This window comes from Clostridium sp. AM42-4, from assembly GCF_003480105.1.
In the GTDB taxonomy this organism is placed as follows: domain Bacteria; phylum Bacillota; class Clostridia; order Lachnospirales; family Lachnospiraceae; genus Brotaphodocola.
Genome location: NZ_QUIK01000008.1, coordinates 86,139 through 99,579, shown reverse-complemented (window position 1 = coordinate 99,579; position 13,441 = coordinate 86,139). Strand labels below are relative to the sequence as shown.

15 protein-coding genes are annotated in these 13,441 nt (G+C 49.4%); all 15 read left to right on the top strand.

Going from position 1 to position 13,441, the window contains the following annotated elements:
* Positions 1-173: 173 nt before the first annotated feature.
* The 15 genes from DW922_RS08190 to DW922_RS08120 all read left to right on the top strand — a co-directional run bounded on the left by DW922_RS08190 (position 174) and on the right by DW922_RS08120 (position 13,429).
* On the top strand, positions 174-2,282 hold the full coding sequence (locus tag DW922_RS08190; protein WP_118726302.1) for a M28 family peptidase: 2,109 nt from the start codon (positions 174-176) through the stop codon (positions 2,280-2,282).
* Between the two features lie 3 nt (positions 2,283-2,285).
* A complete protein-coding gene (locus tag DW922_RS08185; protein ID WP_118719308.1) occupies positions 2,286-3,521 on the top strand; it encodes an NAD(P)/FAD-dependent oxidoreductase in 1,236 nt (411 codons plus the stop codon).
* 126 nt (positions 3,522-3,647) lie between these two features.
* On the top strand, positions 3,648-4,337 hold the full coding sequence (gene cmk, locus DW922_RS08180) for a (d)CMP kinase (protein WP_118726301.1): 690 nt from the start codon (positions 3,648-3,650) through the stop codon (positions 4,335-4,337).
* Positions 4,337-5,188, top strand: coding sequence for a 4-hydroxy-3-methylbut-2-enyl diphosphate reductase (gene ispH / locus DW922_RS08175; protein ID WP_118726300.1), 852 nt, complete (start codon positions 4,337-4,339; stop codon positions 5,186-5,188). The genes cmk and ispH overlap by 1 nt, the downstream gene beginning before the upstream one ends.
* The gene (rpsA, locus tag DW922_RS08170; RefSeq protein ID WP_118719302.1) at positions 5,169-6,251 is read left to right on the top strand and encodes a 30S ribosomal protein S1; all 1,083 of its coding nucleotides are present in this window, start codon (positions 5,169-5,171) and stop codon (positions 6,249-6,251) included. Before ispH ends, rpsA begins: the two co-directional genes overlap by 20 nt.
* A gap of 242 nt (positions 6,252-6,493) precedes the next feature.
* Positions 6,494-7,033, top strand: a complete 540-nt coding sequence (locus tag DW922_RS08165; protein ID WP_118719300.1) for a nitroreductase family protein — start codon at positions 6,494-6,496, stop codon at positions 7,031-7,033.
* A gap of 360 nt (positions 7,034-7,393) precedes the next feature.
* On the top strand, positions 7,394-8,602 hold the full coding sequence (gene gltS / locus DW922_RS08160; protein WP_118726299.1) for a sodium/glutamate symporter: 1,209 nt from the start codon (positions 7,394-7,396) through the stop codon (positions 8,600-8,602).
* A 57-nt stretch (positions 8,603-8,659) separates the two neighbouring features.
* Positions 8,660-8,848: a hypothetical protein gene (locus DW922_RS08155; RefSeq protein WP_118726298.1), complete on the top strand. Its 189-nt coding sequence runs from the start codon at positions 8,660-8,662 to the stop codon at positions 8,846-8,848.
* A gap of 290 nt (positions 8,849-9,138) precedes the next feature.
* Positions 9,139-9,462, top strand: coding sequence for a PadR family transcriptional regulator (locus DW922_RS08150; protein WP_118719296.1), 324 nt, complete (start codon positions 9,139-9,141; stop codon positions 9,460-9,462).
* Positions 9,455-10,297, top strand: coding sequence for a hypothetical protein (locus tag DW922_RS08145; protein WP_118726297.1), 843 nt, complete (start codon positions 9,455-9,457; stop codon positions 10,295-10,297). Before DW922_RS08150 ends, DW922_RS08145 begins: the two co-directional genes overlap by 8 nt.
* Entirely contained in the window at positions 10,281-10,463 is a 183-nt protein-coding gene (locus DW922_RS08140; RefSeq protein ID WP_118719292.1) for a hypothetical protein, read from the top strand. The genes DW922_RS08145 and DW922_RS08140 overlap by 17 nt, the downstream gene beginning before the upstream one ends.
* The gene (locus DW922_RS08135) at positions 10,453-10,653 is read left to right on the top strand and encodes a PspC domain-containing protein (protein ID WP_347560284.1); all 201 of its coding nucleotides are present in this window, start codon (positions 10,453-10,455) and stop codon (positions 10,651-10,653) included. The genes DW922_RS08140 and DW922_RS08135 overlap by 11 nt, the downstream gene beginning before the upstream one ends.
* A 70-nt stretch (positions 10,654-10,723) precedes the next feature.
* Entirely contained in the window at positions 10,724-10,933 is a 210-nt protein-coding gene (locus DW922_RS08130; RefSeq protein ID WP_118726296.1) for a small, acid-soluble spore protein, alpha/beta type, read from the top strand.
* A gap of 110 nt (positions 10,934-11,043) precedes the next feature.
* Positions 11,044-12,222 carry a cobalt-precorrin-5B (C(1))-methyltransferase CbiD gene (gene cbiD / locus DW922_RS08125; RefSeq protein WP_118726295.1) on the top strand — a complete coding sequence of 393 codons (1,179 nt, stop codon included), beginning with the start codon at positions 11,044-11,046 and terminating at the stop codon, positions 12,220-12,222.
* A 103-nt stretch (positions 12,223-12,325) separates the two neighbouring features.
* Positions 12,326-13,429 carry a cobalt-precorrin 5A hydrolase gene (locus DW922_RS08120; protein ID WP_118726294.1) on the top strand — a complete coding sequence of 368 codons (1,104 nt, stop codon included), beginning with the start codon at positions 12,326-12,328 and terminating at the stop codon, positions 13,427-13,429.
* Positions 13,430-13,441 lie beyond the last annotated feature (12 nt).

Below are 13,441 nucleotides of genomic sequence, written 5' to 3'. Positions count from 1 at the left end.
GCGAGGTTCCCTCTTTCGTTGACAGAGAAAATATGATATACTGAATCTTAAGTTTTCCGCCACCAGGTTAGATCGGATTTTCTGTACACGGATACGTGTCTGGCAACGGTCCGGAAGCGGAAGGAAAGGAGTCGTTTTTGCTCATGTGCGCGTGAACAAAAACAGGAAGTCTCATGAACAGAAACAACAGCAGATGTGGCGCAGGCATTTTTGTTGCGGACAAGGCAAAAAACGGAAGATGCAGAGCAGGTGTTTTTGCTGCGGACAAGGCAAAAAAGGGCAGATGCGGTGCAGGCATTTTTGCTGCGGACAAGACCAAAAAAATGGCAGCAGTACTTCTGGCTGCGCTGGTATTGCCGGGCTGCGCCGGTCCCTCGACCCGGGTGCTGCCACAGCGTCAGGGCGGAACCATGCAGGATGTGCCGGAGGAGATTCCGGTAGTGGAGGAGGTAAATCCGTATTATCTACAGGAGTCCCTTGGCATGCTCTCTGCCGCGCCGCGGTCTGCGGGAAGCCGTGGGGAAGACGGGGCCTCCCGTTATATCCAAAAGCTGTTAAAGGATTATGGTTATACAGTGAACCGGCAGCGCTTCCGCGAAAAAACAGAGCATGAGGAGATCATCGGGACGAATGTGGTCGCTGTGCGTCCGGCGGAAGACCCGGATGCAGACATCCTTTTGATCTGCACCTGGCACGATAGCGCCCCGGAAAGCCCGGGAGCCGGTAACAATGCGTCCGGCGTTTCGGTATTTCTTGAGACTGCGCGGATCCTTTCCGGCCTTCCGACCGACACGGAGGTGCGCTTTGTGAGTTTATCCGCGCACGAAAAAGATGCATTGGGTGCGGGAATCTATGCAAAAGGCTTAAGCAAACGGGAACGGGAACGCCTGATCGGGGTGATCACCTTTGGACCGTGCGGGGCAGTTGATACAGAAGGCACCGTGCTTGCAACACAGGATGGGGAAGGCACCATGCTGGGCGACCTGCTTTCGGATGCCTCTGACAGCGTGATGGGAAGCCGGTGGGAATACCAGAAAAGGCCGGGAATGGAAAACGGGGTCTTTGCTTCTTATGCGATCCCATCTGTCCAGGTCGGACAGCGGCAGGACAGCTTTGATTTTGGCACTCCCCTGGATACCGCAGACACCGTGGATGCAGAATGTCTCTCAAACATTGTAGATACGGTCTGCCAGGCGGTTTCCGGGATCATGAGCGTAGATACCCCGTCCATGCGGGCAAAGGCACATTATGAGAACAACTGGAATACCTTCCTTTACAGCCAGCCGCCACAGCAGAGGATTCCGTTTGGCAGCTCTGCAAGAAGGCTTCAGGCCTTGCTTGGGATTCCGGGAAAGCTTGCCGTGGTAAACCGGGACTCCAAAAACCGTCCAATTGAACGATACCGGTTTTCCATGAAGTGGTTTGGCATGGAACAGCCATTTTCTGCCAGCTATTATTTTACGGATGAAAGCCTGGATCTGGTCAGTCTCATGCCACAGGATGAGACCATGACAGCAGGGGAGGTCCGGACGCAGATCACGGCATGCTATGGGGAACCGGCAAAGAAAACAACAGGGCCTTATGGTACGGACTATCTCTGGAAGGATCGAAAGACCGGACAGCAGATCGAACTGATCCCCGGAAAAGAGCAGTTTGAGGTGGAAATCCGCAGCGATACCCCGGATCCGGTCTTGCTTGCCTCTTACAGTGCAGACGGGACGTTAACGGATGGAAACACATCTGTGGAGGAAGAACAAGGTTATTTAACAAAGCTTTGCAGCCTGTTATTCCAGTCGGAATCAGCCGGGCTTCCAAGGGCAGAGCTGCTCTACGAGACAGACGGGGCTGGAAACAACGCAGTTCACGCAGAGAAGCTGTCACAGCCGGAAAAAATAAAAAAGAAACCAGAACACAGCACGGCAGGAACGCAGCCACAGCAGGAAACGCAGCAGGAGGCCGGCTGGCAGGTCCAGATCGATCCGGCGGATCTTCCATCCGATGGAGTGGGATTTACAGACCGCAGTGCATCGTTAAAGGAGCTTCTTAAGACATATGGACAGATCTTAAAGGAGACAGACCCGCAAGCTTATGCAGATGGATATGGGGAGCTTGCCCCAGCCTGTGCTTTTGAAGACGCATTTGCCCTGTATGTGCTTGTGGATATCCCGCCGGAAAGTACCGGGGAATATCAGGAATGTGTGCGTTATTTTGATCAGTTCGGGGAACTGGATACATACCGCAGTGCCGTGAGAAACTATCTTGGCCTGCAGACGGAGGAATAAGCTATGAGTCAGGTAATCATCATCGGCGGCGGTGCCGCAGGCATGATGGCGGCGATTGCCGCAGCAGGCGCGGGACATAAGGTCTGCATTTATGAGAAAAACGAAAAGCTTGGGAAAAAGGTTTACATCACCGGAAAGGGACGGTGCAACATTACCAATGCCTGCGATACAGAGGAGCTGTTTGGAAATGTAGTCCATAATGCCAAGTTTTTATATAGCAGCTTTTATACATTTACCAATACCGATATCGTGGAGCTTTTGGAACGGTATGGCTGCCCGGTTAAGACAGAGCGCGGAAACCGTGTCTTCCCGGTCTCTGACAAATCATCGGATGTGATCCATGCACTGACGGTCTGCCTGCGTGACCTTGGGGTGAATGTAGAGCTTCATGAAGAGGTGGCAGAGGTCCTCCAGGAAGATGGCCATGTGACCGGGGTCCGCTTAAAACGCGGAAACCGGACGGTCCCTGCAGATGCGGTCATTGTTACGACCGGCGGGCTTTCTTACCCGTCTACCGGCTCTACCGGGGATGGTTACCGGTTTGCAAAGGAGCTTGGACACACCATTACGGAGCTTTCGCCTGCACTGGTGCCGTTTGAAGCAAAGGAGCCGGTCTGCAAGGAACTTCAGGGGCTTTCCCTGCGCAACATCCATGCAGAGATCCGCAATGGGAAAAAGGTGCTGTTTGAAGAGTTTGGAGAGATGCTGTTTACCCATTTTGGTGTCAGCGGACCGGTCCTTCTTTCGGCCAGCAGTTATGTGGCTTCCACGTTAAAGAAGGGACCTCTTACCCTTTCCATTGATCTGAAGCCCGCACTTTCCGCAGAGCAGCTGGATGCCCGCATCCTGCGCGATTTTGAAGAGGCAAAAAATAAACAGTATAAGAATTCCTTAAATCACCTGCTCCCGGCAAAGCTGATTTCGGTGATCATTGAGCGGAGCGGAATTTCCCCGGAGAAAAAGGTCAATGAGATCACCCGGGAGGAACGCCACGCCCTTGTCTGCGCAGTCAAGGATTTCTGCATTACGCTGGTCGGACTGCGGGATTATAAGGAGGCGATCATCACACAGGGCGGTGTATCTGTGCGTGAAGTAAATCCGTCGACCATGGAATCGAAAAAGACGGCAGGACTTTATTTTGCCGGAGAAGTACTGGACCTGGATGCGGTAACAGGCGGCTTTAATCTCCAGATTGCCTGGTCCACCGGGTATCTGGCCGGGATTTCTGTTCCGCAGTAGGATCATGTGACTGCAATTTTGCGTTGCCGGCCGCATACACGCGGACCGGGTCATAACGAAAGCTTGAAACACAAAAAACAGGCAGTGAGGAGAAACGCTGCTTCATGCAAGGAGACGACGAAAACTATGGAGAAACATGCATTCAACATTGCGATTGACGGACCGGCAGGTGCCGGAAAGAGCACGATTGCGAAGATGGTGGCAAAAAAGCTGAACTTTATCTATGTGGATACCGGTGCCATGTACCGCGCAATCGCTTTATATCTGCTGAGGAGCGGCATCGATACTGCAAATGAGGCGGCAGTCAGCGAGGCGGTGAAAAATGCGGACATCACCATCCGTTACCAGGATGGCTCCCAGCAGGTTATCTTAAACGGGGAAGATGTATCTGGAAAGATCCGCACCGAGGAGGTGGGAAATACCGCCTCTGCAACCAGCGTATACCCGGCAGTACGCGCCCATCTGTTAGAGCTGCAGAGAAGCCTTGCTGCCAGCCAGAATGTGATCATGGACGGACGCGATATCGGCACCTGTATCCTGCCGGATGCAGAGGCAAAGATCTATCTGACTGCCAGCAGCCGGGTACGTGCCCTGCGCCGTTACAAAGAATTAACGGAAAAAGGAACCATGTGTAATCTGGAAGAAATTGAGCAAGATATCATTAAGAGAGACCATCGCGATATGACCCGCGAGATCGCACCATTAAAGCAGGCGGATGACGCTGTGCTCCTTGACAGTTCGGAAATGACGATCGGTGAGGTGGTGCAGGCCATCATTGATACCGCGAAAGCCCATGGCCTTAAGGAGGATGCCTAATGGAAGTCATCGTAGCGAAGACAGCCGGATTTTGTTTTGGCGTTAAGCGGGCGGTGGAACAGGTTTATGAGCAGATCGGGAAGGCGGAAAAGCCCGTGTATACCTATGGACCGATCATCCACAATGAGTTTGTGGTGAAAGACCTGGAAGAAAAAGGGGTAAAGGTCTTAAATACAAAGGAGGAGCTGGCGGCCCTTACCGGCGGGATCGTTGTGATCCGTTCCCATGGCGTCGGGAAAGAAATCTATGACCTTTTAAATGAACATCATATCACGGTTGTGGATGCCACCTGTCCGTTTGTAAAAAAGATCCACCGGATCGTAGAAGAACAGACGCGGGAGGGACGCCGGGTCATCATCATCGGAAACCCGGATCATCCGGAGGTCCAGGGCATCCGCGGATGGGGAAATGACACGACGCTGGTGGTGGAAAATGCGGACCAGATCGAGCATTTGTCTGTTTCAAAAGAGGAAAAGATGTGTATCGTATCCCAAACGACATTTAATTACAAGAAATTTCAAGATTTAGTTGAAAAATTCGAGAAAAAGGGTTATGATATACTTGTTTTAAATACGATTTGCAATGCAACACAGGAGAGACAAGTGGAAGCTAGACGTATTGCTTCTGAAGTGGACGCTATGATTGTCATAGGCGGCAAACACAGCTCCAACACACAGAAACTCTACGAGATATGCCAAAAGGAATGTAAGAATACTTACTTTATCCAGTCACTCGGCGATTTCAACCCTGAATGTGTGAATTCTGTGCGCAGCGTAGGTATTACAGCGGGGGCATCCACCCCGAATCAAATTATTGAGGAGGTTCATACTAATGTCAGAATTAAGTTTTGAACAAATGTTGGAGGAATCATTAAAAACAATACGTACGGGAGAGATCGTCACTGGTAAAGTCATCGATGTGAAAGAGGACGAGATCGTCCTGAACATTGGATACAAATCCGATGGTATCATCCCGAAAAGTGAGTACACCAACGAAGCAAACGTAGATCTCAGAACCCAGGTTCAGGTTGGCGACGAGATGGAAGCAAAAGTTGTTAAAGTAAACGACGGCGAGGGCCAGGTTGCACTGTCCTACAAGAGACTGGCTGCAGACAAGGGCAACAAGAGACTGGAAGAGGCTTTCGAGAACCACGAGGTTCTTACCGCAAAGGTTGCACAGGTACTGGACGGCGGCTTAAGCGTTGTTGTTGATGAGGCAAGAGTCTTCATTCCGGCAAGCCTGGTATCTGACACTTATGAGAAAGATTTAAGCAAGTACGCAGGTCAGGATATCGATTTCGTTATCACTGAGTTCAACCCGAAGAGAAGAAGAGTCATCGGCGACAGAAAGCAGCTTATGGTTGCTAAGAAGGCTGAGATGCAGAAAGAGCTCTTCGAGCGCATCCACGCTGGCGATACCGTAGAGGGTACTGTTAAGAACGTAACCGATTTCGGTGCATTCGTAGACCTGGGCGGCGCTGACGGCCTGCTTCATATTTCCGAGATGTCCTGGGGCCGTGTTGAGAATCCGAAGAAGGTATTCAAGACCGGTGACCATGTAAAAGCTCTCATCAAAGACATCAACGGCGAGAAGATCGCTCTGAGCTTAAAGTTCCCGGAGCAGAATCCGTGGGCTAACGCAGCTGAGAAGTACGCTGTAGGCAACGTAGTAACCGGCCGTGTTGCTCGTATGACTGACTTCGGCGCATTCGTTGAGTTAGAGCCGGGCGTAGACGCTCTGCTTCATGTATCCCAGATTTCCAGAGATCACGTTGACAAACCGGCAGACGCTCTGACCATCGGCCAGGAGATCGAGGCTAAGGTTGTTGACTTCAACGGCGAGGACAGAAAAATCAGCTTAAGCATGAAAGCTCTGCAGGCTCCGGCTGAGCAGACCGAGGCAGACGCTGAGTAATCTCAAATAGAAAAGATTTGATGATATAGAAAAACACCATGGTGTGGATGAAAATTCCGTGCCATGGTGTTTTTTATATATAAAAAGCCTTCTTATTGTTTTACGATTTATCCCCTACAAGAAATTAAAAAAATGTGGTACAATAAAAATGTTTATACGCTAAAAGCAGTGCGGATGTGATGAGTGAATGGATTTTTTGACGTTTTGCGCTGTTATAAGGGAATACAAAGGAGGATAAACTCGTGGAATTTGATAAGTTATTAGAGGAAAGAAGAAGCATCCGGGCATATGACAGCAGCAGACGTGCCACAAAGGAGCAGATCACAGCTATGGTGCAGGCGGCTATTCAGGCACCGTCCTGGAAAAATTCCCAGACTTCCCGTTATTACGCTGTTTTAGATGAAGCCCAGTGTGAAGCACTTTCGGAGAACTGCCTGCCGCAGTTCAACCAGAATAATTCCAGGGGAGCAGCTTATATTGTAACCACGTTCGTGAAGAACCGGGTCGGTTTCGATAAAGAGACCGGTGCAGCGGTGAATGAATGTGGAAATGGCTGGGGTTATTATGACCTGGGACTCCAGAATGAAAACCTCATTTTAAAAGCGAGGGAGCTCGGCCTCGATACCCTGATCATGGGAATCCGGGATGGAGCGAAGATCGCTGGGATGCTTGGAATCCCGGAGACAGAGCAGGTGGTATCTGTCATTGCAGCCGGTTACCGCGCAGTAAATCCGGAGAAGCCGAAACGAAAGGCTCCGGAGGATATCCTGAAATTTGTGTAATCTGCCTAACGCTTCATTTGTTCAGTCGAGCCTTCCTTCTGGGTCAGTGCGGTATTTATCGGTGTTTTTATCCGTGCACTTTACAGTCAGATTCAGATCAGCTGCCAGAAGAATGTTCCGCCGCTGAACACTTCCCTGATCTTTTCTTCGGAGATCATCATTACGCTGATCCTGAACCCGTTCCTTTGCTTCTGGGAAATCTGGAAGCTGTGCCTGATTTGGAATTTGTCAATGACCAGCTTTGCGAAAACAATGAATCACAGATGGGAAAAAGTAAATCCCAGCCAGGCAGGTGCTGGTTCGCCAGCCTACGTAAAATAACCGGCTGTGGATTGCTACAGAGAAAGGATTGAGTTAGATTTGATAATTGAACTAGATATGTACCAGACGATCGCGGCCGCTGTGGCCGCGCTGATGCTGGGTAAATTTTTAAGGAGGCGGTGTGCAGTCCTGGAGCGGTTCTGTATACCGGCTCCGGTGATCGGCGGCGTGATCTTTGCAGTGTGTACCTGCATCTGTTATGTCACCGGAATTGCGGAATTTGCATTTGATGATACCTTAAAAGAAGTCTGCATGGTATTTTTCTTTACCTCTGTCGGATTTCAGGCGAATTTAAAGGTGCTCCGGAGCGGCGGAAAAGCATTGGCAGTATTTTTAGGCCTGGTCATCCTGCTGATCATTTCCCAGAATTTCCTGGCGATCGGCCTGGCAAAGCTTTTACGCATTCCGACGCTGGTGGGACTTTGTACCGGGTCCATACCGATGGTAGGCGGACACGGAACGGCAGGTGCCTTTGGACCGGTCTTGGAAAGCATGGGAAGCGAAGGCGCTACCACGGTCTGCACGGCAGCTGCGACCTTTGGCCTGATCGCAGGCAGTGTGATGGGCGGCCCGATCGGAAAAGGCCTGATCGAAAAATATGACCTCCTAAAAACTATTGTTCCGGAGGATGACAGCCTTCTGATCGAGGAGGAAAACCTTCTGATCGAAGAAGAAAAGAAGCATGAGCGCCATACCACGATGTATCCGATGGCGGTATTCCAGCTGATCATTGCGATCGGGTTTGGCACCTTTGTGTCGGATCTTTTGTCCCTGACCGGCCTTACCTTTCCAATTTACATTGGAGCCATGATCGCGGCGGCCATTATCCGCAACATCGGCGAATACAGTGGAAAGTACACGACCCATATGGGCGAGATCAACGACATCGGCGGTATCTGCCTTTCCTTATTTTTAGGAATCGCCATGATCACGTTAAAGCTGTGGCAGTTAGCAGATCTGGCGCTTCCGCTTCTGGTGCTTTTGTTTGGTCAGGTTGTTCTGATGTTTGTGTATGCACGCTTTGTCGTGTTCAACGTGATGGGGCGCGACTACGATGCGGCAGTCATCAGCTCCGGCGTCTGTGGATTTGGTATGGGCGCTACACCGAATGCCATGGCGAATATGCAGGTTGTCTGCGAAAAGTATGAGCCTTCCGTAAAGGCATACCTTCTGATCCCTTTGGTCGGAAGCCTGTTTGCAGACTTTTTAAATACCCTTTCCATTACATTCTTTATTAACTTTTTATAGGAACCGGCCAGGCGGGGGGATGATTCTGGCCGTAGTAAAAAAGCGGAGGAAAACACTATGTTCTGGAACAAAGAGAAGGATAAAAAACACGGACATGAGTATGAAATTTGCAGTGAGGATCTGGCATTTCCAGAAATCCACATTGGAAAAAGAAAGAAGGAGCAGCATGAGGAGCACCATGATTCCATTACTTACGATGATGTAGCAATTCCAGAGGTTCACATTCCGGTAAGAAAAAAGAAATGAGAAAAAAGAGCCAGGGGATGTGTTGACACAAAATTCCTGTTTTTAGGAACTGCGGTCGGCATCGTATTTGTGAAAAATGATAGCCAGGGGCTTGTTGCACGAATGTGCGATGGCTCCTTTGTTGTATGTGCAGATCAAGAAGGCGTGTCTGCTGATGGGAGAACTTGAAACTTCCTTCTTTCTGTCTTGACATGCAATATTATATGTTGTATATTATTTACATGAACAATATTATATAATATATAATATTATAAAAATAAACATACAGAATGACAGAAAGGTGGAGTACGATGGTTTTTAACACAGGATCTGCGCTGCTGGACGCGATCGTCTTATCGGTTGTTTCCAGAGATGTGAACGGGACCTATGGGTACCGTATTACCCAGGAAGTACGGGCAGTACTCGATATTTCGGAATCTACGTTATATCCGGTTCTCAGACGTCTGTTAAAAGATGAATGTCTGGAGACTTACGACATGGCCATCGATGGGAGAAACCGCAGGTACTACCGGATCACGGAAAGCGGGAGATTGCAGCTGAATCTTTACCGCGGAGAGTGGAATGTTTACGCGCAGAAAATTTCCGGAATATTGGAGGAGAAAGATCATGAATAAGGCAGTGTTTATAGAAAGACTGGAATATCTGCTTTCCGATATTCCGGAGGAGGAACGGGAAGAGGCGATTGCGTATTACCAGGATTATCTGGATGAGGCAGGAGAAGACCGGGAGGCGGATGTACTGATTGAGTTTGGAAGCCCGGAGCGGATCGCATCCATCATCCGGAGTAATCTGAACGCCGATCTGGAAGATGGCGGTTCCTTTACGGAAACAGGGTATGAGGATGAGCGTTTCCGGGATCCGGGATATCAGGTGGTAAAGCGAAAGGAACTTCCGGATGTCTATGAAGAAGCAGAAGCCGGATTTGACGGGGATGCGTATGAAGGATTCGCTGACAGACGTCGGACAACCGGATTTGATGAGGATATGTTTGAGGAATCCACCGGAAACCGGACAAATAGAAAATCGAAAAATGTACGTTCAGGAAAAAATAAGAACCAGACACCGGTCGTAAAACTGATTTTGTTTGGTATTTTAGCCCTGATCCTGCTGCCATGGCTTCTTGGAGTGGGAAGCGGAGTTGTGGCTGCGGCTGCGACACTGATTGCGCTGGTGGCCGCTGCGGTTCTTGGAATTGGTTTTCTGACCGTTGCAGCCGGGTTTAGCACTGTGATTCTGACGGTTATGGGAGCAGGAATCCTGGTTTCTGATTTCTGGGGCGGTATTACGGTTGCCGGTTTTGCCGTGTTTGTGTTTGGCTGCGCGCTGATCGGAGTGGCACTTTCCATATTGACCTATGGAAAATTTGTTCCATGGTGTATCCGCACGATTGTGAAGATCCTTTCAGGATTGCTTCAGGGAGGGAAAAAACTATATGAAAAATTGCGTTAAGTGGTTTTTACTGATTGGAGTCGTATGCTGTCTTTTGGGGACCGGAATTGTAACGGCCGGGCTGATGAATGGTGGAGCGAAAAACGCGAAGAGCTATGTGCGTCAGTCCTATGAGCATGCGCAGAAACTGGAAGAACATCTGGAGGATTTTGATTATGGATATTAACAGAAAATTGTATCGTTCTAATACAAATAAGATCATATGCGGTGTGTGCGGTGGCCTGGGAGAATATCTGGGCGTTGATCCGACGATTGTCCGGCTTGTGTGGGTGCTGATTGCCTGTTCCGGAACCGGACTTCTGGCTTACATCATAGCAGCAGTCATCATGCCGCAGAAAGTGGATGAAATAGAATAAATAAGATATTCGCATATGGATAGAAATCGAAAAATCGGGCACACTTCAGGAAAAAAGGAGTGTGCCCTTTATGTCTAAGAAAAAAGAACAAAAACCGATTGATGTGGAACATATGACACCGGAAGAACAACTGAAATTTGAAATTGCAGAGGAGCTTGGGTTGGGAGACCGCGTACTGAAAGAAGGCTGGCGCTGCCTGACTTCAAAGGAAAGCGGCCGGATCGGCGGTTTGATCACGAAACGGAAAAAGCAGATGCAAAAGGAAGCAGCTATCCGATAGAGATGGTTGGGTCTGATGCTTGTCAAACCTGTAAAAAGAAAGTATAATAAAACCGATTACAGCGCATAAAAAAGTTACTGTTGCAAATCATGCGCCTGAACGGAGAACAAGTGACAGAGAAAAGACTGAGGAATGGATACACAACCGGGACCTGTGCGGCGGCTGCGGCGAAGGCGGCGGCCGCTTTTTTTGCGCAGGCAACGCGCCAAAAAACATTTACATATTCCGAGTTAACATTGCCTGGCGGCGGAAGCTGCCGCATTCCGGTAATCCCATTTTTAAAAGAGGGCGAACCGTTTTGTTTTGGAGTACAAAAAGATTCCGGAGATGATCCGGATGTGACCAATCAAACCCTCATATTAGCCAGTGTAAAGCCGGTCAGCCGAAAAATACTGGAAATGCTGAAATCAACGGGAAGTGGTTATTTCCTTGAAGAATTTCCAGACTTATATTTGAATGGCGGCCTGGGGATTGGTATGGTGACAAAACCGGGGTTAAGCTGCCCGGTGGGACATTATGCGATCAATCCGGTGCCGCGCAGCATGATCCTGGGAGCGGTCGATGAAGTAATGAGGCAGACTCCATATGAAGAATGCCTGCTCATTGAGATTTCAATCCCGGACGGAGAACGGCTAGCATCCCAGACCTTTAATCCCAAGCTTGGAATTCAGGGTGGAATTTCAGTTCTTGGCACCACTGGCATTGTCAAGCCCATGAGTGAAGAAGCGCTTCTGGAGACAATCCGTCTGGAAATTCACATGAAAGCGGTAAATGGAGCGAAGGTGCTTTTGATGGCTCCTGGCAATTATGGGGAAGAATTTTTGAAAAAAACGCTTGGCGTTCCAGTCGGAAACGCAGTACTTTGCAGCAATTTTGTAAAGGCCGCCGTGCTTATGGCACAGAAAGAGGGATTCCAGAGCGTATTGTTTGTCGGACACATTGGAAAATTAATCAAAGTATCGGCAGGCAGGGAGAATACGCATTCTAAGTATGGAGATGGGCGTATGGAACAGATGGCTCAGCTTACGGAAGCATTGGGATATCAGAAATTAAAGCAGCAGATCCTTTCCTGCAATACCACCGATGATGCTTTGGAATTGCTGAAACAACATGGAATTGCTGGAAAACTGTTGGACCTGACTGCAGAATACGTGAAGCGGCAGTTAGAGCAGTGGAGTGATGGAAAAATTTGCGCTGAGGTGGTGACGTTTTCGACTGCGCATCAGATGTTTGGAACGACCACGGACTGGAAGCGTTTATTTGAGACATGGAAACGTGAACGTAGCTAAGGAAGAGGCCGTTGTTCGGAAACAGGGATTTTCTGAACGGAAAATCCTGTATGATATCGTTCTGACAGCAGATGTTGTCGATTGAAAAACGAAAGGATAATGTATGAAGCTTGCAGTGATCGGATTTACAGGAAGAGGAGCAGAACTTGCTTCAAAACTGGTCGAGGCGTTTTGTGTCGCTGGTGATTCCTGCACGGGCTACACGGGAAAGCGCGTTGGCATGGAAGAACAAAAAGGGTTATGCATGGTAACCGGCTCTCTCTCAGACTGGACCAGGCAGCAGTTCGAGGAAATGGATGGCCTGATCTTTGTTGGTGCCGCGGGAATTGCGGTCCGTCTGATTGCGCCTTATCTGAAGGACAAGCTGACTGATCCGGCTGTTGTGGTAGTGGATGAGGCAGGACGTTTCGCAATTTCTCTTTTGTCTGGTCATGTAGGCGGAGCAAACCATCTGGCAGAGCGGACAGCCGGGATCCTTGGCGCTGTCCCTGTGGTGACAACAGCGTCCGATGTGAGAGGGCGGCATGCAATTGACGTCTGGGCTAAAGAACATCATCTGACCATTACAGACCGAAAGTTGGCAAAAGAGGTTGCCGCGGCGCTGCTAGATGGAGAAACAGTCGGTTATTCCAGTGAATATCCATTGGAACTTCCGGATGCAACCGGATACCAGGAAAATAAGGTGCATCGCAGGAATGTGTGGGTAACCTGTCATGTGCAACCGGATTTTTGGACTGGTTTTCCACAAGAAAGAATGCCTGCTGTTTCTAAAGTTACAGATGACGACCAGTGCGAACCACAATTCTTACGTCTTGTGCCAAAATCCCTGATTCTTGGGATTGGGTGCCGGAAACAGACACCGGGGGAAGCCATTGAATTTGCCGTGCAGGAGGCACTCAGACAGGCAAATCTGGATGTTCAGGCAGTGGCAGCCATTGCCAGCATTGACTTAAAAAAAGAAGAGACGGGACTATTGCAGTTGTCTGAAAAACTTGCAGTTCCTTTTATGACCTACACAAGCAGTGAACTGGAAGCAGTGCAGGGAGAATTCTCAGAGTCTGGTTTTGTGCGTCAGGTGACGGGAGTTGGAAATGTCTGCGAGCGTTCTGCGCTTCTTTGCGCCGGAAAAGATGCCAGACTGCTGGTGAAAAAGCAGGTGTATCCGGGTGTGACCGTTGCAGTGGCTGAGACTGCTTTTTACGGATAGGAAGGAGGAAAA

What these genes read in the sequence shown, in the direction of transcription:
- DW922_RS08145 (WP_118726297.1), top strand. Translation starts at nt 9,455, where the DNA reads ATGAATAAGGCAGTGTTTATAGAAAGACTGGAATATCTGCTTTCCGAT.
- DW922_RS08135 (WP_347560284.1), top strand. Translation starts at nt 10,453, where the DNA reads ATGGATATTAACAGAAAATTGTATCGTTCTAATACAAATAAGATCATA.
- DW922_RS08130 (WP_118726296.1), top strand. Translation starts at nt 10,724, where the DNA reads ATGTCTAAGAAAAAAGAACAAAAACCGATTGATGTGGAACATATGACA.
- ispH (WP_118726300.1), top strand. Translation starts at nt 4,337, where the DNA reads ATGGAAGTCATCGTAGCGAAGACAGCCGGATTTTGTTTTGGCGTTAAG.
- rpsA (WP_118719302.1), top strand. Translation starts at nt 5,169, where the DNA reads ATGTCAGAATTAAGTTTTGAACAAATGTTGGAGGAATCATTAAAAACA.
- DW922_RS08120 (WP_118726294.1), top strand. Translation starts at nt 12,326, where the DNA reads ATGAAGCTTGCAGTGATCGGATTTACAGGAAGAGGAGCAGAACTTGCT.
- DW922_RS08150 (WP_118719296.1), top strand. Translation starts at nt 9,139, where the DNA reads ATGGTTTTTAACACAGGATCTGCGCTGCTGGACGCGATCGTCTTATCG.
- DW922_RS08185 (WP_118719308.1), top strand. Translation starts at nt 2,286, where the DNA reads ATGAGTCAGGTAATCATCATCGGCGGCGGTGCCGCAGGCATGATGGCG.
- DW922_RS08190 (WP_118726302.1), top strand. Translation starts at nt 174, where the DNA reads ATGAACAGAAACAACAGCAGATGTGGCGCAGGCATTTTTGTTGCGGAC.
- DW922_RS08140 (WP_118719292.1), top strand. Translation starts at nt 10,281, where the DNA reads ATGAAAAATTGCGTTAAGTGGTTTTTACTGATTGGAGTCGTATGCTGT.
- DW922_RS08155 (WP_118726298.1), top strand. Translation starts at nt 8,660, where the DNA reads ATGTTCTGGAACAAAGAGAAGGATAAAAAACACGGACATGAGTATGAA.
- cmk (WP_118726301.1), top strand. Translation starts at nt 3,648, where the DNA reads ATGGAGAAACATGCATTCAACATTGCGATTGACGGACCGGCAGGTGCC.